The organism is Agromyces sp. Leaf222, from assembly GCF_001421565.1.
Classification (GTDB): Bacteria; Actinomycetota; Actinomycetes; order Actinomycetales; family Microbacteriaceae; genus Agromyces.
In genome coordinates this window covers 191,972-214,100 of record NZ_LMKQ01000003.1, presented here as the reverse complement: position 1 = coordinate 214,100, position 22,129 = coordinate 191,972, and the positions used below count along the sequence as shown (strand labels likewise).

Sequence of the window (22,129 nt, the reverse complement as noted above, 5' to 3'; positions counted from 1 at the left end):
GTGTCAGTGCACATCGGATACGCAGCCATGCTCGAGCAGTTCCCGCCCGCCGAGGCGGTGGCGCTCGCCGCGTACGCCGAGCAGCACGGCTTCTCGGGGGTCATGGCCTCCGACCACTTCCAGCCGTGGCTGCCGCAGCAGGGCGAGTCCTCGTTCGTGTGGAGCGTGCTCGCGGCGCTCGGCGAGCGCACGACGGGCGACCTCGGCCCCGGCGTGACCACCCCGACGTTCCGCTGGCACCCGGCCATGGTCGCCCAGGCCAGTGCGACGCTCGCCTCGATGTACCCCGGCCGCCATTGGCTCGGCATCGGGTCGGGCGAGGCGCTGAACGAGCACGTCGTCGGCACCTACTGGCCAGAGGCGCACGAGCGCATCAACCGCATGTTCGAGGCCGTCGACATCATCAAGAAGCTCTTCAGCGCCTCGATCGCCGGCCGCGAGGTGCGCCACGCCGGCCCGCACTTCCGGCTCGAGACCACCCGGCTCTGGACCATGCCGCCCGTCCCCCCCGAGATCTACGTCGCCACCCAGGGGCCCGTCACGGCGAAGCGCGCGGGCCGCCAGGTCGACGGCATCATCACGACCGGCGCCGACGACGAGCGACTGCGCGTGCTGCTCGCGAAGTTCGACGAGGGTGCCCGCGAGGGCGGCCGCGACCGGTCGAAGCTCACGCGCGTGCTGCAGCTCCACCTCTCGTGGGCGCCGACCGACGAGGAGGCGATGGCGAACGCGCTGCGCGAGTGGCCCATCGCGGGCATGCGCTTCGCTCGCGGCGACATCCGCTCGCCCTTCGAGTTCGAGCAGCTCGCGCGCTCGGTGCGCCCTGAGGACTTCGCCGGCCGGCTCACCGTCTCGAGCGACCCCGACGTGCACCGCGCGCACATCCAACGCTGCATCGACCTCGGATTCGACCGCATCTACCTGCACAACGTCGGCCGCAACCAGCGCGAGTGGCTCGAGGTCTTCGGGCGCGACGTGCTGCCGGGGCTCGTGCGATGAGCGCCGTCATCACCGGGTCGCGCGCGGGCGTCGCCGCCGCTTCGGACGTCGCGCGCGTGGCACGCCTCGAGCGAGCGGATGCCGCGGCGATCGCCGTGCGCGCGCTGCCCGGCATCGGCGAGATCCGCCCGGGCGACGACCTCGTCGGGCTCATCGCGTCGGCCGCCGACCACGCCGGCGGACTCCACGACGGCGACATCCTCGTGGTCACCTCGAAGATCGTGTCGAAGGCCGAGGGGCGCATCGTGCACGCGACCGATCGCGAGCAGGCGATCACCGACGAGACCGTGCGGGTCGTCGCGACCAGGGCGCACGAGGGCGGCGTCACGCGCATCGTCGAGAACCGCCAGGGCATGGTCGCGGCTGCGGCGGGCGTCGACGCCTCGAACACGGCGGACGGCACCGTGCTGCTGCTGCCCGTCGATCCGGATGCCTCGGCGCGGCGCCTCGCACTGGGACTGCGCGAACGCACCGGCGCGACGGTCGGCGTGATCCTCTCCGACACGCTCGGACGCCCGTGGCGCGAGGGCCAGACCGACGTCGCCATCGGCGCTGCCGGCGTGCACGTCGTCGACGACCTGCGCGGCGGCACCGATGCGGCAGGGCGCACGCTCACCGTGACCATGGCATGCCTCGCCGACGAGCTCGCGGGCGCCGGCGACCTCGTCAAGGGCAAGGCGAGCGGATGCCCCGTGGCCGTCGTCTCGGGCCTCGCACGCGCCGTCGGCCCGCTCGACCTGCCCGGCGCCGCGAGCATCGCCCGCCCGTCGGAGCGCGACCTGTTCCGACTCGGCACCGACGAGGCCATCGAGCTCGGACGACGAGACGGACACGAGCACGGCTTCGCGAGCGGCCGCGCCGTCGGGCACGCCGAGGGGTTCGCCGCGGGCTACGCGGAGGGCGTCGCGGCCGCCCGCAGCGAGGCGCTCATGGCGCGCGCACGCGCCGCGGCCGTCGTGGGTTCGGCGGTGGGCTCGGCGGTCGTGGGCTCGGCCGAGACGGCTGCGGAGGCGACGACATGCTGACCTACGACGTGGTCGTGCCCGTCAAGCTCCTCGCCGAGGCCAAGACCCGGCTCTCGCCCTCGCTCGACCGTTCCGCACGCGCCGACCTCGCCCGTGCGTTCGTGCTCGACACCATCGATGCGGCGCTCGCCGCCGAGCGCGTCGCGCAGGTGATCGTCGTCGGCGACCTCAGCGGCCACGTCGACGAGGTGCCCGCCGGCGTCGTGGTCGTCGCCGAGCCGGAGCCGCGCTCGCTCTCGGCGGCGATCCGTCACGGCATCGCGGAGGCCCGACGCATCGCCGTCGACGAACGCGTCGCCGGCGAGAGGGCCGGCCGCCGCTCCACCCGCTCCCATCGGGGCATCGCCGTGCTGCTCGGCGACCTGCCCGCGCTGACCCCGCACGCGCTCGATGCCGCGCTCGGCGCCGCGTCGCGGCATCCGCTCGCCTTCATGCCCGACGCCGAGGCGACCGGCACGACCCTCGCAACGGCCGCCGCCCACACCCGGTTCGAGCCCGCCTTCGGCGCCGACTCGGCGATGCTGCACCGTGCGCTCGGATTCCACGACCTCTCGCACGACGTGCCGGCGCCGCTCGCCGAGCGCATGCGCCGCGACGTCGACACGATCGACGCGCTCGACGCCGCCGTACGGCTCGGCCTCGGCGCGCACACCACGGCGGCGCTCGCCGCCCGCGAAGACCGGGGCGCCCCCGGCGACCACCGGACCGACGCCCAGCCGTCGTCACGCCCCATCGACTCCACCAGAAAGGGAGCAGCATGACCCTCACCCTCGGATACAAGGCCAGCGCCGAGCAGTTCGACCCGCGCGAGCTCGTCGAGATCGCCGTCGCGGCCGAAGCCCACGGCATGGAGTCCGTCTTCACGAGCGACCACTTCCAGCCCTGGCGTCACACCGGCGGCCACGCGCCGTTCTCGCTCGCCTGGATGGCGGCGGTCGGCGAGCGCACCTCGAAGATCCGCATCGGCACCTCGGTGCTCACGCCGACGTTCCGTTACAACCCGGCCGTGCTCGCCCAGGCGTTCGCGACCATGGGCGTGCTCTACCCGGGACGCGTGATCCTCGGCGTCGGCTCGGGCGAGGCGCTCAACGAGATCGCCACGGGCTTCCAGGGTGCGGGCGAGCAGGAGTGGCCCGAGTTCCGCGAGCGCTACGCGCGCCTGCGCGAGTCGGTGCGCCTCATGCGCGCCCTCTGGAGCGACGAAGACCAGGTCAGCTTCGACGGCGAGTACTACTCGACCCACGACGCGTCGATCTACGACCGGCCCGAGGGAGGCGTGCCGATCTACATCGCCGCCGGCGGGCCCCAGGTCGCGAAGTACGCGGGCCGCGCGGGCGACGGCTTCATCTGCACCTCCGGCAAGGGCGCCGAGCTCTACGCCGACCAGCTCATGCCCGCCGTGAAGGAGGGGCTGGAGGCCCGCACCGACGGCCGCACCTTCGACGACTACGACCGCATGATCGAGATCAAGCTCTCGTACGAGGAGACCGAGGAGGCCGCGCTCGACAACACCCGGTTCTGGTCGCCGCTCTCGCTGTCGAAGGAGCAGAAGCACGACATCACCGACCCCGTCGAGATGGAGCGGGCCGCCGACGCGCTGCCCATCGAGACGATCGCCAAGCGCTGGATCGTCGGCACCGACCCCGACGCCGTCGTCGAGCAGATCGGCCAGTACATGGACTGGGGCTTCAATCACCTCGTGTTCCACGCGCCCGGGCACGACCAGCGGCGCTTCCTGCAGCTGTTCGAGCGCGACCTCGCGCCGCGACTGCGAGCTCGCGCGGCGCAGTAGCTCCCGCCGGGGCGGCGTCGCCCTGTTCGGCGCCCATCCGAGTCCGTGATGTCGCGCGAACTGCTCGCATCGTCAGCCGATGGCGACGATTCGTGCGACATCACGGGGTTCGGCTCGGCGTAGCGTGGAGCCTGCGAGGCAGCACGACGACGACGTCGGAGGAGGGGGCCATGGCCGTCATCGGATGGATCGGACTCGGGCACATGGGCGGGCCCATGTCGGCCCGCATGGCCCTGGCAGGGCACGAGGTGCGCGGATTCGACCTCGACGACGCGGCCTGCATCCTCGCGGGCGAGCGCGGCGTGCGCGTGTGCGAGAGCATCGCCGAGACCGTCGCGGGCGTCGACGCCGTCTTCACGTCCCTGCCGCGCAACGAGCACGTCCGCGAGGTCTACGCGGCGACCGCCGGTGTGTGGGCGACCGCTCCGGCGGACGCGCTGCTCCTCGACACGTCGACCGTCGATGTCGAGACCTCGCGGTGGTGCCACGCCGAGTCGGCGGCCCATGCGTTCCGGTTCGTCGATGCTCCGGTCTCGGGCGGCATCGCCGGGGCCGAGCGCGGGTCCCTCACGTTCATGCTCGGCGGCGACCCCGACGCCGTGGCGGCGGCCCGCCGGCTCGTGGAGCCCATGGCGGCGCACGTCTTCGACCTCGGCGGGCCGACGCTCGGCATCGCGGCGAAGCTCGCCAACAACCTCATGCTCTTCGTCTCGCTGCTCGGCGTCGCGGAGGCGGCCGCGCTCGCGGCCTCGCTCGGACTCGATGCCGCGAGGTTCCATGAGGTCGCGGCCGCCTCGTCGGGCGACTCCTGGCCGCTCCGCACCTGGTATCCGGCCCCAGGCGTCGTGGAGACGAGTCCCGCGAACCGCAACTTCGACGCGACGTTCTCAGCGGCGCTCGCCGAGAAGGACCTCTCGTTCGCGGTCGCGGCGGGCGAGGCATCCGCGCTGCACATCCCGGCCGCCGAGTTGGCGCTCGAGCAGTTCCGTCGACTCGCCTCGGAGGGGTACGCGGGCAAGGACGCGAGCCTCGTGGCGAAGTACCCGCCCGCCGACGGCACGATACCGGGGTTCGACCCTTCGGCCTGACCCGATCGCCGCGCCGACGCCACCCGCGATCGGTCGGCTGCTACGCCGTGGGCGTCGGCGAGCCGCCGAGGGGCGCCGAGGCCGCCACGGGTCCTGGAACCGCCGACGTCGCCGGGCTCGCGACCGCGATCAGCGGGCGACCCGTGAGCGGGTGCGTGACGACCTCCGCCCGCACCCCGTAGACGTCGTGCACGAGCTCGGAGGTGAGCACCTCGGCGGGCGGCCCGGCCGCGACGACCCGTCCGGCGGTGAGCACGACGACGTGGTCGGCGTAGGCGGCGGCGTGCGAGAGGTCGTGCAGGGCGGCGACGACGGTGAGCCCGCCGCGCGCGAGCCCCGCGAGCAGGTCGAGGGCGACGAACTGGGAGCCGAGGTCGAGGTGGTTCGTCGGCTCGTCCGCGAGCAGCAGGGTCGGCTCCTGCGCGATCGCCCGGGCGAGGGTCACGCGTTGCCGTTCGCCGCCCGAGAGCGAGTCGAGGGGTCGGTCGGCGAACTCCGCGGCGCCGACCGCGGCGAGTGCGCCGTCGATGATCGCGCGGTCGTGGGGGCCGGCGACGCCGAACACGCCGAGATGCGGGGTGCGCCCGAGGGCGACGGATGCCTCGACGGTCAGCCGTCCGTCGACTTCGGCCTGCTGCTCGGCCAGCGCCACGATCCTGGCGCGTTCGCGACGCCGCATGCCGTCGAGCGGCCGACCGTCGAGTCGCAGTTCGCCCTCGTCGGCGCGCTCGATCGCCGCGATGAGGTGCAGCAGCGTCGACTTGCCGGCGCCGTTCGGCCCGATGAGCGCCGTCAGCGCGCCGCGGGGGAGCGTCGCGTCGACGCCGTCGATGATCGTGCGTCCGGCGCGATCGAAGCGAACGCGCGACAGGTCGAGGCTCATGCCGTGCTCCTCGCGCGAAGCAGCAGCCAGGCGAAGACCGGCCCGCCGATCAGTGCGGTGATGATGCCGACCGGCAGCTCGCGAGGGTCGAACAGGGTGCGGGCGGCGGTGTCGGCCCAGACGAGGAAGATGGCCCCGGCGAGGGCCGAGAGCGGCAGCAGCGCGCGGTGACCCGGCCCGGTCACGAGCCGCACGGCATGCGGGAGCACGAGTCCGACGAAGCCGATCGACCCGCTCACCGCGACGAGCGCACCGGTGAGCAGCGCCGTGCCGCCGAGCAGCAGGACGCGTGAGCGGGCGACGTGCACGCCGAGCGCGGCCGCGCCGGCCTCGCCGAGGGCGAACGCGTCGAGCGTGCGGGCGCTCGCGATGAGCGGCACGCCGACGACGACGAGCGCGACGCCGCTGATCGCGACGGAGGTCCAGTCGGTGCCCGCGAGCGAGCCGAGCAGCCAGTTGAGGATCTCGCGGTAGCTGTCGCCCGTCGCGCTCCAGAAGATGACGAGGCTCGTGATCGCCCCGAACACACTCGACACCGCGATGCCGGCGAGCACGGTCGTGGTGGGGTCGAGCCTGGCGCCGCGGCCCGACCGCGCGGAGGCGGCCATGGCAAGTCCGAGCGTCGCGACCAGGGCCGCGAGCGCACCGGCGAAGGCGGCGAGCGGGAGCAGCAGCCCCACGCCGAGCACGATCACGACGACCGCGCCGACCGAGGCGCCCGACGAGAGTCCGAGCAGGTACGGGTCGGCGAGGGTGTTGCGGGTGACGGCCTGCATCACGGCGCCGCAGAGCGCGAGTCCCGCGCCGACCACGGCCGCCGTGATCACGCGCGGCATCCGCAGCTCCCACACGATGCCGTCGCGGATCGGCGAGAGCGTCGGCTCGCCGAACCCCAGGTGCGCTGCGACGCTCGCGAACACGTCGGACGGCGCGATGGGCGCCGGGCCGATCGTGACGGCGATGACGACGGATGCCGCGAGCAGCGCCGCGAGCAGCAGGCCCCAGGCGAGGGCCCGTCCGAGAACAGGCGCGGGCGGACGGCGCGCCGAAGACGCGCCTGCCTCCGGGGCGGAGACCCCGGCGGCGCCTGTTCTCGAGGGGGCGGTCATCAGTACCCCAGGGCTCCGAGCTGCTCGACCGTCGAGGCCACGGCGCCGACGTTGCGCACGCCGGCCTCGGTCGACGGGAAGTCGAGCACGACGTAGCGCTGCTCCTGCACGGCGGGCAGGGCGGCGGTCGCCGGGTTCGCCTCGAGCTGCGCGATCTTCTGGTCGGCGGTGTTCCACGCGGCGTCGACGAGCACGATGACGTCGGGGTTCGCGTCGACGATCGCCTCCCAGCTCATCGAGGTCCAGGTGTCGTGCACGTCCTTCGCGATGTTGTCGAGGCCGGCGGCGCCCATGATCATCTGCGGGGCGCCGATGCCGGCTCCGACGTAGGGCGTGTCGTCGCCCGAGCTGTACCAGAGGGCGGTGAGCCCGTCGTCGTTCGGCTCGATCGCGTCGAGCTCGGCCTGCTGCTCGGCGACGAGGTCGGCCGCGGCATCCGGAACCCCGAAGACGTCGCCGGCCTCGCCGAACTCGCGGAAGACCTCGTCGAAGGTGAGCGGGTCGGGCATGTAGCCCTCGGCCTTGCACGCGGCGGGGGCGACGTAGCTGTTCACGCCGAGCTTCGCGAGGGCGTCGCGCTCGCCGGCTCCCTCGGCCGAGAGGTTCGACTCCCAGCCGGCGAACACGAGATCGGGCTCGAGCGCGAGCGTCGCCTCCTGCGAGGGCACCTTGTCGGAGACGACCTCGATGCCGGATGCCGCGTCGCCGAGGTCGTCGGGCACGGGGCCGTCGCTGAACGCCGAGCCGATCACGCGGTCGGCGAGGCCGAGCGCGAGCATGAGCTCGAGGGTCGAGGACTTGACGGTGAGCACGCGCTCGGGGGCGGACTCGAGGGTGACCTCGGTGCCGCAGTTGTCGATCGTGACCGGGTAGCCGGCGGCTGCGGCCTCGGCCGAGGGGTCTGCGCCGCCGGTCGAGGCGGCGGTGGGGCTCGCGCAGCCGGCGAGCAGCAGGGCAGCGGCGGGGATCGCGAGCACGGCGGCCGGGATCGCGAGGGCAGGGCGGTGACGGCGGGAAATGGGCATGGTTCCTCCGGGACGGTTCGGTGCGGACTTCGACAGTTGTCGAGGACTCACGGCCCAATCCCGGGCCATCACAACCGATCAAGGCGGATCGGCGGTCGGGTTCATCCTACGGCGCCCGGTAATTCGGAATCAATACTGGATTCTGGATCCAGAATACGCAATGATGACCATGCACTGCCGTTCCGCCGCATCGCAGCGACGAGATCCGAGAGGACCCGCACCACATGAAGACCACGAACGTCGAGTTCTACAGCTCCGGCGACCGCCTCGCCGCGATCTGGCGAACGCCCGAGACGCCCGGCCCGTACCGCGCGATCGTGCAGGGTCCCGGCTGGCTCGGCCTCAAGGACGCCAAGCTCTACGTGCGGTACCACGAGGCGCTCGTCGCCGCCGGGTTCGCGGTGCTCATCTTCGACTACCGCGGCTTCGGCGACTCCGAGGGCGACCGAGGCATCCTCTCGCCTGCTCGCCAACTGCAGGACCTCGTGAACGCGGTCACCTACCTGACCACGCGCGACGACGTCGTCGCCGACGCGATCGGCGTCTTCGGCACCGGCGGCACGGGCGGCGGCAACGCCGTGCTCCTCGCCGACGCCGACCCGCGCGTGCGCGCCGCCGTCAGCCAGGTGCCGGTCGCCGACGGCACCGACTGGCTGCACCGCATGCGCCAGGAGCACGAGTGGCTCGCCTTCCTCGCGAGCCTTGACGAGGACCGTCGACTCCGCGTCACGACGGGCGCCGGCCGGCTCGTGCACCCGCGCGAGGAGATCATGGTGCCCACGCCCGAGCGCCGCGCGACCACGATCAAGGCCGACGTCGACGACCGCATCCCGAGCGCGATCCCGCTCTCGTGCGCCGAGGAGATCCTCGCCTACCGCCCGATCGACGCCGCCGCGCGGCTGACGACCCCGCTCCTGGTGATCGGCGTCGAGGGCGACGCGACCACGCCCACCGACCACGCCGAAGCGCTCTACGCCGCGGCCAAGGGGCCGAAGCAGCTCATCATGCAGCGGCACACCACCCACTACGCGGCCTACGACCGCTACTGGGAGCAGACCACCCCGCGCATCGTCGACTGGCTCGACCGCCACGTGCAGCCGAGCGACGTCGACATCCGCACCACGCTCTCGCCGCAGTCGGGCGAGGCCATCGAACACCTGGAGGCACCACGCATGGAGGCAGGACAGTGAGCATCGACCTCAGAATCACGGGCGGCACCGTCGTCACCCCGAGCGGACCCGTCGCCGGCGACCTGCTCGTGCACGACGGCAAGGTCGCGGGCGTGGTCGCGCGCGACGTCGCCGTCGACGCGGATCGCACCATCGACGCATCCGGCCGCCTCGTGCTGCCCGGCATGGTCGACGTGCACGTGCACACCCGCGAACCCGGCTACGAGCACAAGGACGACATCCTCACGACGACCCGCCAGGCCGCGGCCGGCGGCGTGACGACGATCTTCGGCATGCCCAACCTGAAGCCGCCGACCGTCGACGTCGCGAGCCTCACCGACGTGTTCGAGCGCTACGCCTCGTCGTCGATCGTGGACTGGAACCACAACCCGGCGCCGACGAAGTTCGACGAGATCGAGCCGATGGCGGCGATGGGCATCAACGCCTTCAAGATCTACATGGTCGTCGACACGGGCCGCACCTACCCGCACCCGGCGGGGACCGGCATCCACGACCACGGCCATCTGCTGCAGATCATGGATCGCATCGCGACCACCGGCAAGCGCTTCATCGTGCACCCGCACGACCAGGCGCTCATGGACTACATCGAGGGCGAGGTGCTCGCCCGCGGCGACAACACGCCGCAGGGCTACGCGTCCGCCTACGCCGCGCGCGAGGGCGTCATCTGGGACACGGCCATCGACGTCGTGCTGCGCCTGGCCGAGGCATCCGGATGCCCCGTGCACATCGCGCACATCCAGACCCGCCGTTCGATCGAGGCCGTGCGCCGTGCGAAGGCCTCGGGCATCGACGTGACGTGCGAGGTGAACCACTGGGCGCCGTTCCTCTCGACGTGGAACGACGTCGAGACCCTCGGCCCGTACGCGCTCAGCTACTGGGTGCCCGATGACAACCGCGCCGCCATCTGGGAGGGCATGCGCGACGGCACCATCGACGTCGCGAGCTCCGACCACGCGCCGCACACGCGCGAGGAGAAGGAGATCGGCTGGACCGAGATGTGGAGCGCCCACACCGGCACCCCCGGCATCCAGTACTACTACGAGCTCATGCTCGACGCCGTGAACCGGGGCGAGCTCGATCTCGACCGCGTCGTCGAGATGGTCGCCGAGGTGCCGGCCGACAAGTTCGGCCTCGCCGGCGTCAAGGGCACGCTCGCGGTCGGCGCCGACGCCGACATCGTGATCGCCGACCTGGCGCACGAGTGGACCATCACCGACGACGACGTGCTGTCGAAGATCGGCTGGACCCCCTACAACGGGCGCACGATCAGCGCGCGCATCGAGCGCACGCTCGTGCGCGGCCACGAGGTCTACGCCGACGGCGTCGTCGTCGGCGAGCCCGGATTCGGGAAGCTCGCGGCCGCTCCGGCCGCACGACCGGCCGAACTGGCCGCAACAGAAGGGAAGTGACCATGAAATTCGGTCTGCTGCTGCCGCACTTCGGCGAAGAGGCGAGCAAGGAGAAGCTCCTCGAGGGCTCAAAGCGCGCCGAGGAGCTCGGCTTCGACTCCGTCTGGGTTCGCGACCACTTGGTCTTCGAGCCGCACGGCGAGATGGAGAAGCCGAACCGCACGTTCTACGACGCGCTCACGACGCTCACCGCGATCGGCGCCGTCACCGACCGCATCGAGCTCGGCACCGGATCGCTGATCCCGTTCCGCCACCCGCTCGTGACCGCCCTCATGGCCGGCACCATGACCCAGCTGCTCGGGCCGCGCCTGATCCTCGGCTTCGGCGCCGGCACCTTCGACCACGAGTTCGACGCCATCGGCTGGGGCGACCTGGACCGCGTCGAGATGGTGCGCTCGAACGCCGAGATCCTGAAGCGCGTCTTCACCGAGAACGACGTCACCTACGACGACGGCATCTTCTCGTTCGAGAACGTCACGATCGAGCCGAAGCCCGTCGGCGGTCGCGTGCCGTTCTGGTACTGCGGCGCGACGCCGCGTTCGGCCCGCCTCGCCGCCGAGTACGCCGACGGCTGGATGCCCGGCCGCATCTCGCTCGCGTCGATCGAGAAGCGCATGGGCGTCATGCGGGAGATGACGGATGCCTCGGGCCGGCCGATGCCGACCGTCGGCGTGATCCCGCCGACCTCCATCGAGGAGACCCGCGCCGAGGCGCTGAAGGACGTCAACGTGCCGGGCCTGCTCGCCTGGGCGAACAAGGCGAAGTTCGCGGTCAAGCCGCCGTCGGGCGTCTTCGAGACCGTCGAGGACCTCGAGGGCCAGCTCATCGTCGGCAACCCCGACGAGGCCGTCGAGGAGATCCGCAAGTTCGAGGCGACCGGAGTCGACCACCTCGTGTTCGACTTCCGCTTCAAGTTCGACCGCTTCTTCGAGCAGATCGAGCTCCTCGGCACCGAGGTGCTGCCGAAGCTCCGCGAGAAGGCGGCCGTCCCCGTCGGCTGACGTCGACGCCCCGGTGTGCGCGGCGCGGGGTTCCGTGAGAGAAACGTGAGAGACCGAGAGAGAGCAGGACGATGACGATGACGACGACGACCGCCGAACACGACGAGCCCGCGGCATCCGCCCCGCTCATCTCGGTGCGGAACCTGACCGTGAGCTACAACGTCGCGCGCACCGGGGCAACGCTCACGGCCGTCGAGGGCGTGAACCTCGACGTGCACGAGGGCGAGTTCGTCACCGTGCTCGGCCCGTCGGGGTGCGGCAAGACCACGGTGATGAACGTCGTCGCCGGTCTCGTCGCACCCACCTCGGGCGAGGTGCTGGTCGACGGCCGGCCCGTGACGGGCCCCGGCCCCGACCGGGCGGTCGTCTTCCAGGACTACGCGCTGCTGCCGTGGCGCACGGTCTTCGACAACGTGAAGTTCGGCCTCGAGATGCAGAAGCGGCTCAAGGGCGACGGATGGCGCGACCGCGTGCAGGAGGCGATCGAGCTCGTCGGCCTCTCGGGATTCGAGAACTCGTACCCGAAGGAGCTCTCGGGCGGCATGCAGCAGCGCGTCGGCCTCGCCCGCGCGATCGTCGCCGAGCCGCGGATCCTGCTCATGGACGAGCCGCTCGGCGCGGTCGACGCGCTCACCCGCGAGGTGATGCGCGACGAGATCGAGAAGCTCATCGCCAAGACGGGCAAGACGGTGCTCTTCATCACGCACTCGATCGAGGAGGCGATCCTGCTCGGCGACCGCATCGTCGTGTTCAAGAGCCATCCGGGCGCGATCAAGGAGGTCATCGAGACCAAGTTGACGAGGCCCCGCTCGGAGCGCAGCGTGCAGAGCGACCCGCGCTTCCTCGAGCTCCGCGATCACCTGTGGGACGCCCTGCAGGCCGAGGCGACGCAGGCCGCGGTGGCGGGCGGCTCATGAGCGTGCTCTTCGCCACGGGCGGGCCGCGAACGGGTCGTGGCGGGCTCGCCGCGTGGCTCGCCGGCCTCTCGACGGGCGGCAAGGCCGCGGTGATCGCGGTCGAGGTGCTGATCGTGCTGGTGCTGTGGCAGCTCGTGGTCGGCTATTGGGGGCTCATCAACCCGGTGTTCTTCCCGCCGCCGCTCGCGATCGCGCAGGGGTTCGGCGAGATCGTCGCCAACGGCTCGCTCGCGGCCAATGCCGCGGTCTCGGCGCAGGCGTGGCTCACGGGCTTCACGATCGCCGTGATCGTGGGCATCCCCGTCGGCCTGCTCATGGGCGCCTCTCTGCCGGTCGATAAGGTCGTCGGGCCGATCGCGTGGACGATCTACGCGACGCCCGCGATCGCCTACCAGCCGCTCGCGAAGGCGTGGTTCGGCTTCGGCATCGGTCCGGTGATCTTCCTCGTGGTGATCAGTGCGCTCTTCCCGATCATGCTGAACATCGCGGCCGGCATGCGCACGACGAGCCCGTCGCTGCTGCGGGCCGCGCGCGTGTACGGCGGATCGCAGCTCGACCTCTATCGGCGCGTGTTCCTGCCCTCGACCGTGCCGTTCCTGTTCGCCGGGCTGCGGCAGGCCGTGGTGCTCGCCACCATCGGCATGGTCGTCGCCGAGCTCTCGGGCTCCTCGAGCGGCATGGGCGCCCTCATCATCAAGGCGGCGAACACCTACCAGACCGACCAGGCGTTCGCCGCGATCGGCGTCGTCGTCTGCTGGAGCGTCGGCATGACCGGCATCGTGACCCTCATCGAGCGTCGCGTCGCCCCCTGGACCAGGAAGGCACGCCGATGACCGCGACGGTCTCGATCGAGACGCTGAACGCCCCCGCGCCCCGCCGCCGTCGGCCGGGACCGAGCAGGTGGACGTGGGTGCTCCTCGCCGTCATCGCCGGCATCCTGCTGATCTGGGAGGCTGCCGTCTCGTGGCTGCACCTCGTTCCCGAGGCGTTCCTCCCGCCGCCCACCGCGGTGTTCTCCGCGTTCGTGCAGCTGCTCGTCGACCCCGAGTTCTGGCAGGCGTTCGCGTTCAGCATGCAGAACCTGCTCATCGGGCTCGTGCTCGCCGTCGTCGTCGGCGTGACCGTCGGCCTCGCGGTCGGCTGGTCGCCCGTGCTGCGGTTCACGGTGGCGCCGTTCCTCTGGCTGCTCTACTCGACGCCGAAGGTCGCGCTCGCACCGCTGTTCATCCTCGTGCTCGGGCTCGGCAACGAGTCGAAGATCGCACTGGTCTTCCTGCTCGCCGTGTTCCCGATCATCCTGAACACCATGGAGGGCGCGGTCACGGTGCCCGCGTCGCTCGTGAGCGCGTCGCGCGTCTACGGCGTGAACGGCGTGGCCCTCGGCTGGAAGGTGATCCTGCCGGCGACCCTGCCGTACAGCCTCGCCGGCATCCAGCGCGGCGCGGCGCTCGGCTTCACGGGCGAGGTGCTCGGCGAGTTCCTCGGCGGCACGGGAGGACTCGGCCACATGCTCGAGTTCGCGGCCTACCAGTTCGAGATGGACGAGGCGATCGCGATGGTCATCGTCATGGTCATCATCGCCAACCTGACGCTCACCCTCATCTCGGTGCTGCGCAAGCGCCTCGCGCCCTGGTACGACGACCGCCAGATCATGGGCCGGAGCTAGGGGAGCGCATGGTGCACAAGCAGGTCATCGTTCCCGAGGGCGTCTACCCGCCGACGGCGGCGTTCAGCCAGGCGATCCGGGTGCCGGCGGGCGACCTCGTGTTCGTGAGCGGCATCATCGGCATGCGTCCCGACGGCACCATGCCGCCGACGACCCGCGAGCAGGTCGAGCTCGCCTTCGAGAACCTCGTCGCGGTGCTCAGGGCAGCGGATGCCGCACCCGACGACGTCGTCAAGGTGAACGTGTTCATCGGCGAGGCGTTCGACCTCGTGCGCGAGGACCTGCGGGAGATCCGCGCGCGCCACTTCACGCGCGACTTCCCGGTCTCGACGCTCGTGCAGGTCGCCGGCTTCGCCTCGCCCGAGTACCGCTTCGAGATCGAGGCGATCGCGGCGCTGCCCGCTCGGACTCCGGTCGGGTAGCGCCGAAAGGTCGAGCCGAGGCATCCGATCGGCCTCAGAGACCGCCGGTCCCCGTGTCATGCGCGACACGGGGACCGGCTCCCTGCGCCGCGACAGGGTGAACGACCCGACCTGCCAACCCACCGGGAACACCGTGCGCGCGCGGTGCGACCGCGTAGGGTTGCGCGCACGGGGCCGTTCGAGCTCCCGAACAGAGGCGGCATCATGTCCGACAAGTCCCCCAAGAAGTCCGCATCGAAAACCGCGGCAACGCGCACCCTCAAGGAGAAGCGCGCCGACAAGAAGTCGAAGGTCGCAGGCCGCTCGACCGGCAGCGACATCACCGAGGCCACGCACCGCAAGAAGTAGCCCCTGAACGAACGAGGAGCCCCTGCCGACATCTGCTCGGCGGGGGCTCTCGGCATTCAGGCCAACGGTGCGGTCGGAACGTCGATCGAGACGTCTGCATGCATGCATGCGCAGCAAGCTCGAAAGCGACGAAGAGCCCCCGCCGGCATGCGCTCCGGTGGGGGCTCTTCGGCTTCGAGGCGGAGGTGCCGCGAAGCAGGTGCTCAGGGTCGATCAGGGTGCGCCCGGGTAGGTCAGCGTCTCGGGTCCGGCGTTGTCGATGCCGAGCAGCTCCTGCGCCTTCTCGAGGTAGACGAGCTGCGACTCGTCGAACTCGACCGGCTCGAGCGACTGCGTCTCGATGGTGGTGTCCCATGCCTCGGTGTCGAAGTAGAGGTTCGAGCAGGCGAGGTGGCCGTCGAGCACCCAGGGGCTCTCGCTGTCGCGGAGCACCTCGACGTCGAAGTCGTTCGCCTCGTAGATGTCGAGCACCGAGTCGACGTTCTCGGGGAACACGCCGGGCGCCGGAGCCGTCATGTAGTCGGTCGCCTTGAGCGTGGCGCGCAGGAACCGCACGAGCGTGTTCGGGTTCTCGGCGACCCAGCCGCTGCCGGCCACCTGCACGTCGTTCGCCCAGTTGCGCAGCGACTCGACGATGACGTTCGCCCCGTGCTCCTCGAGCGCGGGCAGGTCGTCGGCGTAGAACGGCTGCATCGAGATGCGGTCGTTCACGAAGAACTCGGTCCACGACTCGGAGCCGGGCCCGGGGTAGACGACCTCGGTCTGCACCGTGTCGAGGTCCCAGCCCTCCTCCTTCAGCACCAGCTTGCGCTGGAACTCGGCGGGGTCGCCCGGGGTGCCGGCGAGCACGATGGACGTGCCCTCGAGGTCGTCGACCTTCGTGATGCCCTTCTGGGCGGCGAAGTCGAAGTTCTGGCGGCAGTAGTGGCCGCCGACCAGGTCGACCTCCACGCCGCCGCGGATCGCCTCGATGACCGTGCCGGTGGACTCGACGCCGATGTCGGCGCTGCCGCTCGCGACGGCGGCCGTGACGTTGTCGGCCGTGATGACCTCGACGGTGAGGCCCTCCTCCTCGTAGTAGCCGAGGTCGGTCGCGAGCACGTACATCGAGTACATGGTGATGTCGGGGAACGGGATGGCCACCGTGATCTCGGTGTCCTCCGCTGCCCCGGGTTCGCCGTCGGCGAGGGTGACCGGTTCGGCGTCGGCGGAGCCTCCGGGGTTCGCGGCGCATCCTGCCAGCAGCGTGAATGCTGCGAGGGCGGCTGCCGCGGTGAGGCCGTATCGGCGGATGGATCTGCGCATGACTCTCCATTCTCAGCGGGTGTCTCGAACGGGGCCGGCCGCACAGTACGGGGCCTCGTGCGAATTGACGGATACCGTATCCAAAATCCCTCGAAGTGTCCATGATTCCGGGTGAAGCCGATGGTTACGGTTGGATTGCGGCGCTGCGAAGCGCATCCGTCGGCACGAGGCGACCGGCCACCGGGTGAGGTCGGATGTCGCCGCCTGACGGCGGATCGGTGGACACGTCGCTGCAGATTGGATACGGTATCCAGAAATCACGACATCGAAGTTCGTGACCGAGACGGGAACGGGGTGCGGATGCGAGCGGCGCAACTGCAAGCCAGTGGACTCGAGGGCCTGCGCGTCGGGGACATCGCGCGCCCGGTGCCCGGATCCGGCGAGGTGCTCATCGCCGTCGAGGCGGTGAGCCTCAACCAGCTCGACCTCAACGTCATCGCCGGCCTCGGTCCCGGCCGTGCCGCCCGCCTGCCGCGCGTGCTCGGACTCGACCCCGCCGGCATCATCGTCGAGCTCGGCGAGGGCGTCGACGCGCGACGACTCGGCCAGGCCGTCGTCGTCAAGCCGAACATCCCGTGCGGCGACTGCGCGCGATGCGCGATGGGCCACGAGGCGGACTGCCCGGCGCAGTCCGTGCTCGGCGTGCACCGCGACGGGGGTGCCGCCGAGTTCGTCGTCGTGCCCTCACGCAACGCGTTCGACCGCCACGACCTCGACGCCGCGACGGCCAGCGCGACCGTGCACAGCCTGCCGATCGTCATCAACGCGTTCGACGCCGCGGCCGTCACCGCCGCCGACCGGGTGCTCGTGACCGGCGCGGGCGGCACGCTCGGCCATGCGGCCGTCGCCTACGCCCGGCACCTGGGCGCCTCGGTCGTCGCCGCCTCGCGTGCCGAACTCCCCCGCCTCGACGGGGTCGAGCAGATCGTCGCCCCCGACGCCGCGAGGCTCGCAGGCCGACTCGCCGACCTCGACGCGTTCGACGTCGCGATCGACGTGAGCGGCCACGGCGGCACGATCGCCGCCGGGGTCGCGGCGCTCGGCTGGGGAGGCCGCGCGGTCTTCTGCTCCGCCTCCGTCGACGCCAGGCTCGAACTCGACGCCCGAGACCTGTACCTCAAGCGCAAGCAGCTCCGCGGCGTCGCGAGCGCCGACTACGAGCACGTGCGGCGTGCGCTGCGACACGTGCAGAACGGCACCATCGCGCCGATCATCGGCTCGCGGCATCCGCTCGACGACATCGTGGGCGCCTACCGCGGCTTCGGTGCCTCGCCGAGGGGCAAGGTGGTCATCGATGTGGTGTGACCGCCGCCCCGACCGCGTCAGAACCCTCCGAGAGGACCGCACCAGATGAACACGCCCCACCGCGACGCCGCCGAGGAGGCGGGCCCGCTCGCCGGCATCCGCGTCATCGAGCTCGGCCAGTACATCTCGGGTCCGTACGCCGCGAAGCTCCTCGCCGACCTCGGCGCCGACGTCGTGAAGGTCGAATCGCCCGACGGCGATCCGATGCGGCGCTGGGAGGGCAGCGGCACGATGAGTCCGCAGTTCGCCGCGTACAACCGTGGCAAGCGCGCCGTCACGCTCGACCTCAAGTCGCCCGACGGGCTCGCCGAGCTGCTCGAGCTCGCCCGCACGGCCGACGTGCTCATCGAGAACTTCCGCCCGGGCGTCGCCGCTCGCCTCGGGTTCGGGCCCGAGGTGCTGCACGAGCTCAACCCCGCCCTCATCACCTGCTCGATCACGGGCTTCGGCGCCGAGGGGCCGTATGCGAAGCGCCCGGCGTACGACACGGTGATCTCGGCCGTCGGCGCGATGTACAGCCAGGTCGTGCCTGCCGAGACCCTGCGCCCGCTCGGCCCGGCGTTCTCCGACCTGCTCTCGGGCATGTCCGCGTCGCAGGCGGTGCTCGCGGCGCTGCACGCGCGCAGCGCCCGCGGCGGGTCGGGCGCGGTCGGCGAGGCCGGCGAGGTCGCCGAGGGCGAGCACCTCGAGGTGTCGATGGTCGGGTCGCTCATCGACTTCCTCACCGAGGCGGCCTCGACCTACCTCGAGACCGGGCAGGTGGCGGGCCCCGACTCCCGGCCGCGCCGCGCCCAGGCGTACGCCTGCGTCGGGTCCGATGGGCGCGCGTTCGTCATCCACATGTCGGTGCCCGAGAAGTTCTGGACGGGCCTCGTCGCGGTGCTCGAGCGTCCCGAACTGGCATCCGACCCCCGGTTCGCCACCCGCGAGGCGCGCGTGCGCAACTACGACGAGCTCGACGTCGAGCTCAAGGCGATCACCGAGCGGATGCCGCGGCAGCACTGGCTCGACCGGCTCGCGGCTGCGGACATCCCGCACGGGCCGCTGAACACCGTGGCCGACCTCCTCGACGACCCGCAGGTCGCCTCGATGGGCCTCGTCGAGGAGATCGCCGGACCGGACGGCGAACCGCTGCGCGTCCCCGCGCCGAGCACCCGGTTCCACCGCAGCGGGCGACCCGTGCTGCGCGCGGCGCCGCGCCTCGGCGCCGACAACGGCACGGTGCTCGGCGGCCCCGCCGCGACGACCGCCGCCGCTGCGACATCCGGCGTCGCCGGGACATCCGCCGGGACATCCGCCGTGACATCCGCCCCCACCATCGAAGGAGCCAGCGCATGAGCGGCATCGACGACCTCGTCGCCATCGACGTGCACACGCACCCGCAGACCGAGGAGTTCCTCGCGGCGATGGGGCAGCGGCACCAGCAGATGGCCAAGCACTTCGGGCGGGAGCGGCCGGTGGTCAGCTTCGCCGAGCAGGCCGACCAGTACCGCGACCGCCGCATGATGGCGGTCATCGTGAACTCGGACTCCGAGACCACCTCGGGCATCAAGGGCGCACCGAACGACCTGCTCGGCAAGGCGCAGGCCGACCACCCCGACGTGTTCCTCGCGTTCGCGGGCATCGACCCGTGGAAGGGCGAGGCAGCGGTCGCCGAGATCCGACGCATGCACGCCGAGTACGGCATCAGGGGCGTCGGCGAGCTGAACCCGTCTCGGCAGAAGTTCCTCGCGAACGACCGGCGCTTCTTCCCGATCTGGGAGACGTGCGCCGAGCTCGGGCTCGTCGTGATGTTCCACTCGGGCTTCCCCGGTGCCGGCGCCGGCACCCCGGGCGGTGGCGGCTACCGTCTCGAGAACGCCCGCCCCGTGCCGTACATCGACGACGTCGCCGCCGAGTTCCCCGAGCTGAAGATCATCAGCGCGCATCCGGCCTGGCCCTGGCACCTCGAGAACCTCGCCATGGTCTGGCACAAGTCCAATGTCTACCTCGACCTGTCCGGCTGGGCGCCGAAGTACCTGCCGCCCGAGGTCGTGCGCTACGCCGACTCGCTCATCAGCGACCGGGTGCTCTTCGGCTCGGACTGGCCCGTCATGACCGCCGACCGCTGGATGACCGAGTTCGACGAACTGGGCCTCAAGCCCGAGTCGCGACAGAAGATCCTGCTCGACAACGCCCGCACCCTGTTCGGGCTCTGAGCCCGCCGCCCTCCTGAACCCAGACCCTCGAGAAACGGAACCCGATGGCCGAGCTCGTGCTCGCGGCGGCCACGCCGCACAACCCGCTGCTCTGGCGCGCGATGCGCGACCCGATGCCCGACGACCTCGCCGGGGTCGCCGCGAACTTCGCGCGGTTCCGGCGGTCGTTCGCCGAGCACGACGTCGACGTGGTCGTCGTCATCGGCACCGACCACCTGCGGCAGTTCTCGTACGACCACTCGCCGGCGTTCGTCGTCGGCAAGGCCGAGTCGTACCACGGCACCTGGGAGAACGAGGTGCGCACGTTCGGCATGGACTACGTCGAGCTCGAGGGCCATCGCGAACTCGCCGACGAGATCACCGGTCGCCGGGTGCAGCCAGAGGCGATCGACTTCTCGGTGAGCCTCGAGTGGCGGCTCGACCACAGCTTCGTGATCCCGCTGCAGTACGTGCGGCCCGAGCTCGACGTGCCGGTCGTGCCGATCCACACGAACGCCTCGATGCCGCCGGTGCCGTCGGTGCGCCGGTTCATCGCACTCGGCGAGCACGTGCGCTCGGCGGTCGCGGGGTGGGACTCGGATGCCCGGGTCGCCCTGCTCACCTCGGGCCACATGGCGAACGACGTCGGCGGCCCGCGCACCTTCGCGGGTTCGCCAGACCCCGACTTCGACCGGGCAGCGGCCGCGTGGATGCGCGACGGCGACCTCGACGGCGCGATCGCCGTCTGCAGCGACTTCGACCGACTGCTCGACGCCGGCTGCATGACCTACCAGTACCTCAACGCCGTCGCCGCGCTCGCCGCGATGGGCGGCCGGCCCGCCGACTTCGCCGACGTGACCGAGTCGCGGTTCGCGTCGAGTCCCTTCTTCCTGTGGGAGACCCGCTGATGACCCGATACATGGTCGACAAGTTCATGCGCTTCGTCGAGCTCTCCGACGCGCTCGTCGCCGAGTACGTCGCCGACCCGGCCGCCTACGTCGACCGCTGGCTCGCCGAGGGCGGCGGCCCCGAGGGGGCGACCGACGACCGCGTGCTCACCGACGAGGAACGGGCCGCCTTCGCCGCGCGCGACTTCGAGGCCCTGTACCTGCTCGGCGCGCATCCGTACCTGCTATGGCACTTCACCGAGGCGGTGCACGCCCACGAGTTCACGCTGGAGTCGGGGTGGCGCGAGCTCGTCGAGCGGTACCGCGCCGCGGTCGCCCCGCACGGCGTGGTCGACTACATCCCCTGAGCGTCGCTGCGAGGGTCTCGACGTTGGACTCGGCGGCACTCGGGCACTCGGGCACTCCGGCACTCCGGCACTCCGGCACTTCGGCACCGGGATCCAGAGGGGAACACCCCTCTGGGCCGTCTTCAGTACGGCTCGTCGGGCGGATGCCGCGGACGGGCGCTCTGCACCCCGGTTCAGTCGCGCAGGCCGACCGCGTCGTGCGCCCAGAACGGCCACGCGTAGACGAGCGTGCCCGTCATCGAGGCGTCGTACGAGCCGAGCGGATGCACCTGGAACGCGGCCTCGGGGATGCGCAGCGACGGCCTGCGGAATCCGAGCCCGCCTGCCGCGACGAACCCGAGGCGCGAGTAGTAGGCCGGGTCGCCCTCGAGGAACACGAACGGCGAGCCGGCTGCCTCCGCATGCTCGAGCGCGCGGCGCACGAGCGTGGAGCCGATGCCCGCGCCCTGCCGGTCGCGTTCGACGGCGAGCGGGCTCAGCACCGGCGCCGGCATCAGACGGTCGGGTGCGTCGAGCAGGCTCATCGTGATCATGACGTGACCGACGACCCGGCCGTCGCCGTCGCCGTCGCCGTCGCCGTCGCCGTCCACTGCCACGAACGAGCAGCCGCCGAGTTCGGCGATCGTCGGCCGCAGATCCCGCACCATCGCGTTCACGACGTCTCCGTGCGCGCCGAACGCGGCGAGGTGCAGTGCTGCGACGGCCGCGGCATCCGTCGAGCGCTCGGGCCGGATCCCGATCAGCGGAGTTCCCCCACGCTCGGCGGCAGCGCGCAGTAGTCGTAGAAGAAGCGTTTCGGCGTCGAGTCAAGGGTCGCGTCGACGATGACGTTGACGCCCGCGTGCGGCAGCTCCTCGCCCGCGAGCACCCAGACGGTGAAGTGCCAGATGCCGCGGACCTTCTCGTTGAGCAGGCGGCGGCCGTCGACCACGAGCACGGTGTCGGGGTCGCTCGCCCCGTCGAGCGTGCCCGCGCGGAACGGCTCGATCGTCTCGGCGCGCAGCGTCGCCTCGTCGACGTCGCCGAGCGACCGCCGCGCCACGACCTGGCCCTGCGCTTCGAGGGCGCCCGCGAGGTCGTCGGCGAACCGCGCGGCCCGCTCGGAGTCGGCTCCCTCGATCGCGACGAGTCGTCGACCGCGGGGGGTCAGGTGCAGGAACTCCCGGGCGACCCCGTCGAGCAGGTCGTGGCGGGTTTCGGAGAAGTACGCCAT

The 22,129-nt window shown here is 71.6% G+C and carries 24 protein-coding genes; 18 read left to right on the top strand and 6 right to left on the bottom strand.

The annotated features are described in order from the left end of the window. From ASE68_RS18395 to ASE68_RS18375, 5 genes are all read left to right on the top strand, one after another. On the top strand, nt 1-999 hold the full coding sequence (locus tag ASE68_RS18395) for a TIGR03557 family F420-dependent LLM class oxidoreductase (RefSeq protein ID WP_255353523.1): 999 nt from the start codon (nt 1-3) through the stop codon (nt 997-999). After that, the gene (locus ASE68_RS18390) at nt 996-2,024 is read left to right on the top strand and encodes a coenzyme F420-0:L-glutamate ligase (protein ID WP_157421764.1); all 1,029 of its coding nucleotides are present in this window, start codon (nt 996-998) and stop codon (nt 2,022-2,024) included. Before ASE68_RS18395 ends, ASE68_RS18390 begins: the two co-directional genes overlap by 4 nt. Beyond that, on the top strand, nt 2,018-2,785 hold the full coding sequence (gene cofC, locus ASE68_RS18385; RefSeq protein ID WP_055862950.1) for a 2-phospho-L-lactate guanylyltransferase: 768 nt from the start codon (nt 2,018-2,020) through the stop codon (nt 2,783-2,785). Before ASE68_RS18390 ends, cofC begins: the two co-directional genes overlap by 7 nt. Continuing rightward, nucleotides 2,782-3,816 carry a glucose-6-phosphate dehydrogenase (coenzyme-F420) gene (fgd, locus tag ASE68_RS18380; RefSeq protein ID WP_055862948.1) on the top strand — a complete coding sequence of 345 codons (1,035 nt, stop codon included), beginning with the start codon at nt 2,782-2,784 and terminating at the stop codon, nt 3,814-3,816. Before cofC ends, fgd begins: the two co-directional genes overlap by 4 nt. 170 nt (nt 3,817-3,986) lie before the next feature. Further along, nucleotides 3,987-4,904: an NAD(P)-dependent oxidoreductase gene (locus ASE68_RS18375; RefSeq protein ID WP_055862946.1), complete on the top strand. Its 918-nt coding sequence runs from the start codon at nt 3,987-3,989 to the stop codon at nt 4,902-4,904. Nucleotides 4,905-4,944: 40 nt separating this feature from the next. Here the strand turns inward: ASE68_RS18375 and ASE68_RS18370 are convergent, their stop codons facing one another. The 3 genes from ASE68_RS18370 to ASE68_RS18360 are packed head-to-tail and all read right to left on the bottom strand — an operon-like array spanning nt 4,945 to nt 7,921. After that, complete coding sequence (locus tag ASE68_RS18370) at nt 4,945-5,787, bottom strand: ABC transporter ATP-binding protein (protein WP_055862943.1); 843 nt, start codon at nt 5,785-5,787, stop codon at nt 4,945-4,947. Beyond that, nucleotides 5,784-6,896 carry a putative F420-0 ABC transporter permease subunit gene (locus ASE68_RS18365; protein ID WP_082462493.1) on the bottom strand — a complete coding sequence of 371 codons (1,113 nt, stop codon included), beginning with the start codon at nt 6,894-6,896 and terminating at the stop codon, nt 5,784-5,786. The genes ASE68_RS18370 and ASE68_RS18365 overlap by 4 nt, the downstream gene beginning before the upstream one ends. Next, entirely contained in the window at nt 6,896-7,921 is a 1,026-nt protein-coding gene (locus ASE68_RS18360) for a putative F420-0 ABC transporter substrate-binding protein (RefSeq protein ID WP_055862941.1), read from the bottom strand. Before ASE68_RS18360 ends, ASE68_RS18365 begins: the two co-directional genes overlap by 1 nt. Before the next feature lie 224 nt (nt 7,922-8,145). Here ASE68_RS18360 and ASE68_RS18355 point away from each other — a divergent pair, with 224 nt between their 5' ends. The 8 genes from ASE68_RS18355 to ASE68_RS20620 all read left to right on the top strand — a co-directional run bounded on the left by ASE68_RS18355 (nt 8,146) and on the right by ASE68_RS20620 (nt 14,874). Next, the gene (locus ASE68_RS18355; RefSeq protein ID WP_055862940.1) at nt 8,146-9,111 is read left to right on the top strand and encodes an alpha/beta hydrolase; all 966 of its coding nucleotides are present in this window, start codon (nt 8,146-8,148) and stop codon (nt 9,109-9,111) included. Then, nucleotides 9,108-10,520, top strand: coding sequence for a dihydroorotase family protein (locus ASE68_RS18350; RefSeq protein ID WP_082462492.1), 1,413 nt, complete (start codon nt 9,108-9,110; stop codon nt 10,518-10,520). Before ASE68_RS18355 ends, ASE68_RS18350 begins: the two co-directional genes overlap by 4 nt. 2 nt (nt 10,521-10,522) lie before the next feature. Further along, the gene (locus tag ASE68_RS18345) at nt 10,523-11,521 is read left to right on the top strand and encodes an LLM class flavin-dependent oxidoreductase (protein ID WP_055862938.1); all 999 of its coding nucleotides are present in this window, start codon (nt 10,523-10,525) and stop codon (nt 11,519-11,521) included. A gap of 77 nt (nt 11,522-11,598) precedes the next feature. After that, nucleotides 11,599-12,438, top strand: a complete 840-nt coding sequence (locus ASE68_RS18340; RefSeq protein ID WP_055863058.1) for an ABC transporter ATP-binding protein — start codon at nt 11,599-11,601, stop codon at nt 12,436-12,438. After that, on the top strand, nt 12,435-13,271 hold the full coding sequence (locus tag ASE68_RS18335) for an ABC transporter permease (protein ID WP_055862936.1): 837 nt from the start codon (nt 12,435-12,437) through the stop codon (nt 13,269-13,271). Before ASE68_RS18340 ends, ASE68_RS18335 begins: the two co-directional genes overlap by 4 nt. Continuing rightward, nucleotides 13,268-14,104 (top strand): ABC transporter permease, encoded by an 837-nt coding sequence (locus tag ASE68_RS18330; RefSeq protein ID WP_055862934.1) that lies wholly within the window; start codon nt 13,268-13,270, stop codon nt 14,102-14,104. The genes ASE68_RS18335 and ASE68_RS18330 overlap by 4 nt, the downstream gene beginning before the upstream one ends. Nucleotides 14,105-14,112: 8 nt before the next feature. Further along, complete coding sequence (locus ASE68_RS18325; RefSeq protein WP_055862932.1) at nt 14,113-14,526, top strand: RidA family protein; 414 nt, start codon at nt 14,113-14,115, stop codon at nt 14,524-14,526. A 204-nt stretch (nt 14,527-14,730) separates the two neighbouring features. Continuing rightward, complete coding sequence (locus tag ASE68_RS20620; protein WP_199471814.1) at nt 14,731-14,874, top strand: hypothetical protein; 144 nt, start codon at nt 14,731-14,733, stop codon at nt 14,872-14,874. A 213-nt stretch (nt 14,875-15,087) separates the two neighbouring features. Here the strand turns inward: ASE68_RS20620 and ASE68_RS18320 are convergent, their stop codons facing one another. Next, nucleotides 15,088-16,179: an ABC transporter substrate-binding protein gene (locus ASE68_RS18320; RefSeq protein WP_055862931.1), complete on the bottom strand. Its 1,092-nt coding sequence runs from the start codon at nt 16,177-16,179 to the stop codon at nt 15,088-15,090. 300 nt (nt 16,180-16,479) lie between these two features. On the opposite strand from ASE68_RS18320, the gene ASE68_RS18315 reads away from it, so the two are divergent. From ASE68_RS18315 to ASE68_RS18295, 5 genes are read left to right on the top strand one after another with little or no spacing between them, the layout of a single operon-like run. Beyond that, entirely contained in the window at nt 16,480-17,484 is a 1,005-nt protein-coding gene (locus ASE68_RS18315; RefSeq protein ID WP_055862928.1) for an alcohol dehydrogenase catalytic domain-containing protein, read from the top strand. A gap of 45 nt (nt 17,485-17,529) precedes the next feature. Next, nucleotides 17,530-18,822: a CaiB/BaiF CoA-transferase family protein gene (locus tag ASE68_RS18310; protein ID WP_055862926.1), complete on the top strand. Its 1,293-nt coding sequence runs from the start codon at nt 17,530-17,532 to the stop codon at nt 18,820-18,822. Further along, entirely contained in the window at nt 18,819-19,682 is an 864-nt protein-coding gene (locus tag ASE68_RS18305) for an amidohydrolase family protein (RefSeq protein ID WP_055862924.1), read from the top strand. The genes ASE68_RS18310 and ASE68_RS18305 overlap by 4 nt, the downstream gene beginning before the upstream one ends. Before the next feature lie 44 nt (nt 19,683-19,726). Then, nucleotides 19,727-20,569 carry a hypothetical protein gene (locus ASE68_RS18300; RefSeq protein WP_055862923.1) on the top strand — a complete coding sequence of 281 codons (843 nt, stop codon included), beginning with the start codon at nt 19,727-19,729 and terminating at the stop codon, nt 20,567-20,569. Beyond that, nucleotides 20,569-20,916 (top strand): hypothetical protein, encoded by a 348-nt coding sequence (locus tag ASE68_RS18295; protein WP_055862921.1) that lies wholly within the window; start codon nt 20,569-20,571, stop codon nt 20,914-20,916. The genes ASE68_RS18300 and ASE68_RS18295 overlap by 1 nt, the downstream gene beginning before the upstream one ends. 173 nt (nt 20,917-21,089) lie before the next feature. Here ASE68_RS18295 and ASE68_RS18290 read toward each other — a convergent pair whose 3' ends face one another. Beyond that, on the bottom strand, nt 21,090-21,650 hold the full coding sequence (locus ASE68_RS18290) for a GNAT family N-acetyltransferase (RefSeq protein WP_255353526.1): 561 nt from the start codon (nt 21,648-21,650) through the stop codon (nt 21,090-21,092). A gap of 5 nt (nt 21,651-21,655) precedes the next feature. Beyond that, the gene (locus tag ASE68_RS18285) at nt 21,656-22,129 is read right to left on the bottom strand and encodes a hypothetical protein (protein WP_055862917.1); all 474 of its coding nucleotides are present in this window, start codon (nt 22,127-22,129) and stop codon (nt 21,656-21,658) included.

Excerpts from the sequence above, each read along its gene's own strand:
- ASE68_RS18355 (WP_055862940.1), top strand. The coding sequence starts at position 8,146 with ATGAAGACCACGAACGTCGAGTTCTACAGCTCCGGCGACCGCCTCGCC.
- ASE68_RS18340 (WP_055863058.1), top strand. The coding sequence starts at position 11,599 with ATGACGACGACGACCGCCGAACACGACGAGCCCGCGGCATCCGCCCCG.
- ASE68_RS18325 (WP_055862932.1), top strand. The coding sequence starts at position 14,113 with ATGGTGCACAAGCAGGTCATCGTTCCCGAGGGCGTCTACCCGCCGACG.
- ASE68_RS18365 (WP_082462493.1), bottom strand. The coding sequence starts at position 6,896 with ATGACCGCCCCCTCGAGAACAGGCGCCGCCGGGGTCTCCGCCCCGGAG.
- ASE68_RS18335 (WP_055862936.1), top strand. The coding sequence starts at position 12,435 with ATGAGCGTGCTCTTCGCCACGGGCGGGCCGCGAACGGGTCGTGGCGGG.
- ASE68_RS18390 (WP_157421764.1), top strand. The coding sequence starts at position 996 with ATGAGCGCCGTCATCACCGGGTCGCGCGCGGGCGTCGCCGCCGCTTCG.
- ASE68_RS18295 (WP_055862921.1), top strand. The coding sequence starts at position 20,569 with ATGACCCGATACATGGTCGACAAGTTCATGCGCTTCGTCGAGCTCTCC.
- fgd (WP_055862948.1), top strand. The coding sequence starts at position 2,782 with ATGACCCTCACCCTCGGATACAAGGCCAGCGCCGAGCAGTTCGACCCG.
- ASE68_RS18360 (WP_055862941.1), bottom strand. The coding sequence starts at position 7,921 with ATGCCCATTTCCCGCCGTCACCGCCCTGCCCTCGCGATCCCGGCCGCC.
- ASE68_RS18300 (WP_055862923.1), top strand. The coding sequence starts at position 19,727 with ATGGCCGAGCTCGTGCTCGCGGCGGCCACGCCGCACAACCCGCTGCTC.
- ASE68_RS18375 (WP_055862946.1), top strand. The coding sequence starts at position 3,987 with ATGGCCGTCATCGGATGGATCGGACTCGGGCACATGGGCGGGCCCATG.
- ASE68_RS18370 (WP_055862943.1), bottom strand. The coding sequence starts at position 5,787 with ATGAGCCTCGACCTGTCGCGCGTTCGCTTCGATCGCGCCGGACGCACG.
- ASE68_RS18345 (WP_055862938.1), top strand. The coding sequence starts at position 10,523 with ATGAAATTCGGTCTGCTGCTGCCGCACTTCGGCGAAGAGGCGAGCAAG.
- cofC (WP_055862950.1), top strand. The coding sequence starts at position 2,018 with ATGCTGACCTACGACGTGGTCGTGCCCGTCAAGCTCCTCGCCGAGGCC.
- ASE68_RS18320 (WP_055862931.1), bottom strand. The coding sequence starts at position 16,179 with ATGCGCAGATCCATCCGCCGATACGGCCTCACCGCGGCAGCCGCCCTC.
- ASE68_RS20620 (WP_199471814.1), top strand. The coding sequence starts at position 14,731 with ATGTCCGACAAGTCCCCCAAGAAGTCCGCATCGAAAACCGCGGCAACG.
- ASE68_RS18330 (WP_055862934.1), top strand. The coding sequence starts at position 13,268 with ATGACCGCGACGGTCTCGATCGAGACGCTGAACGCCCCCGCGCCCCGC.
- ASE68_RS18305 (WP_055862924.1), top strand. The coding sequence starts at position 18,819 with ATGAGCGGCATCGACGACCTCGTCGCCATCGACGTGCACACGCACCCG.
- ASE68_RS18315 (WP_055862928.1), top strand. The coding sequence starts at position 16,480 with ATGCGAGCGGCGCAACTGCAAGCCAGTGGACTCGAGGGCCTGCGCGTC.
- ASE68_RS18310 (WP_055862926.1), top strand. The coding sequence starts at position 17,530 with ATGAACACGCCCCACCGCGACGCCGCCGAGGAGGCGGGCCCGCTCGCC.
- ASE68_RS18285 (WP_055862917.1), bottom strand. The coding sequence starts at position 22,129 with ATGGCGTACTTCTCCGAAACCCGCCACGACCTGCTCGACGGGGTCGCC.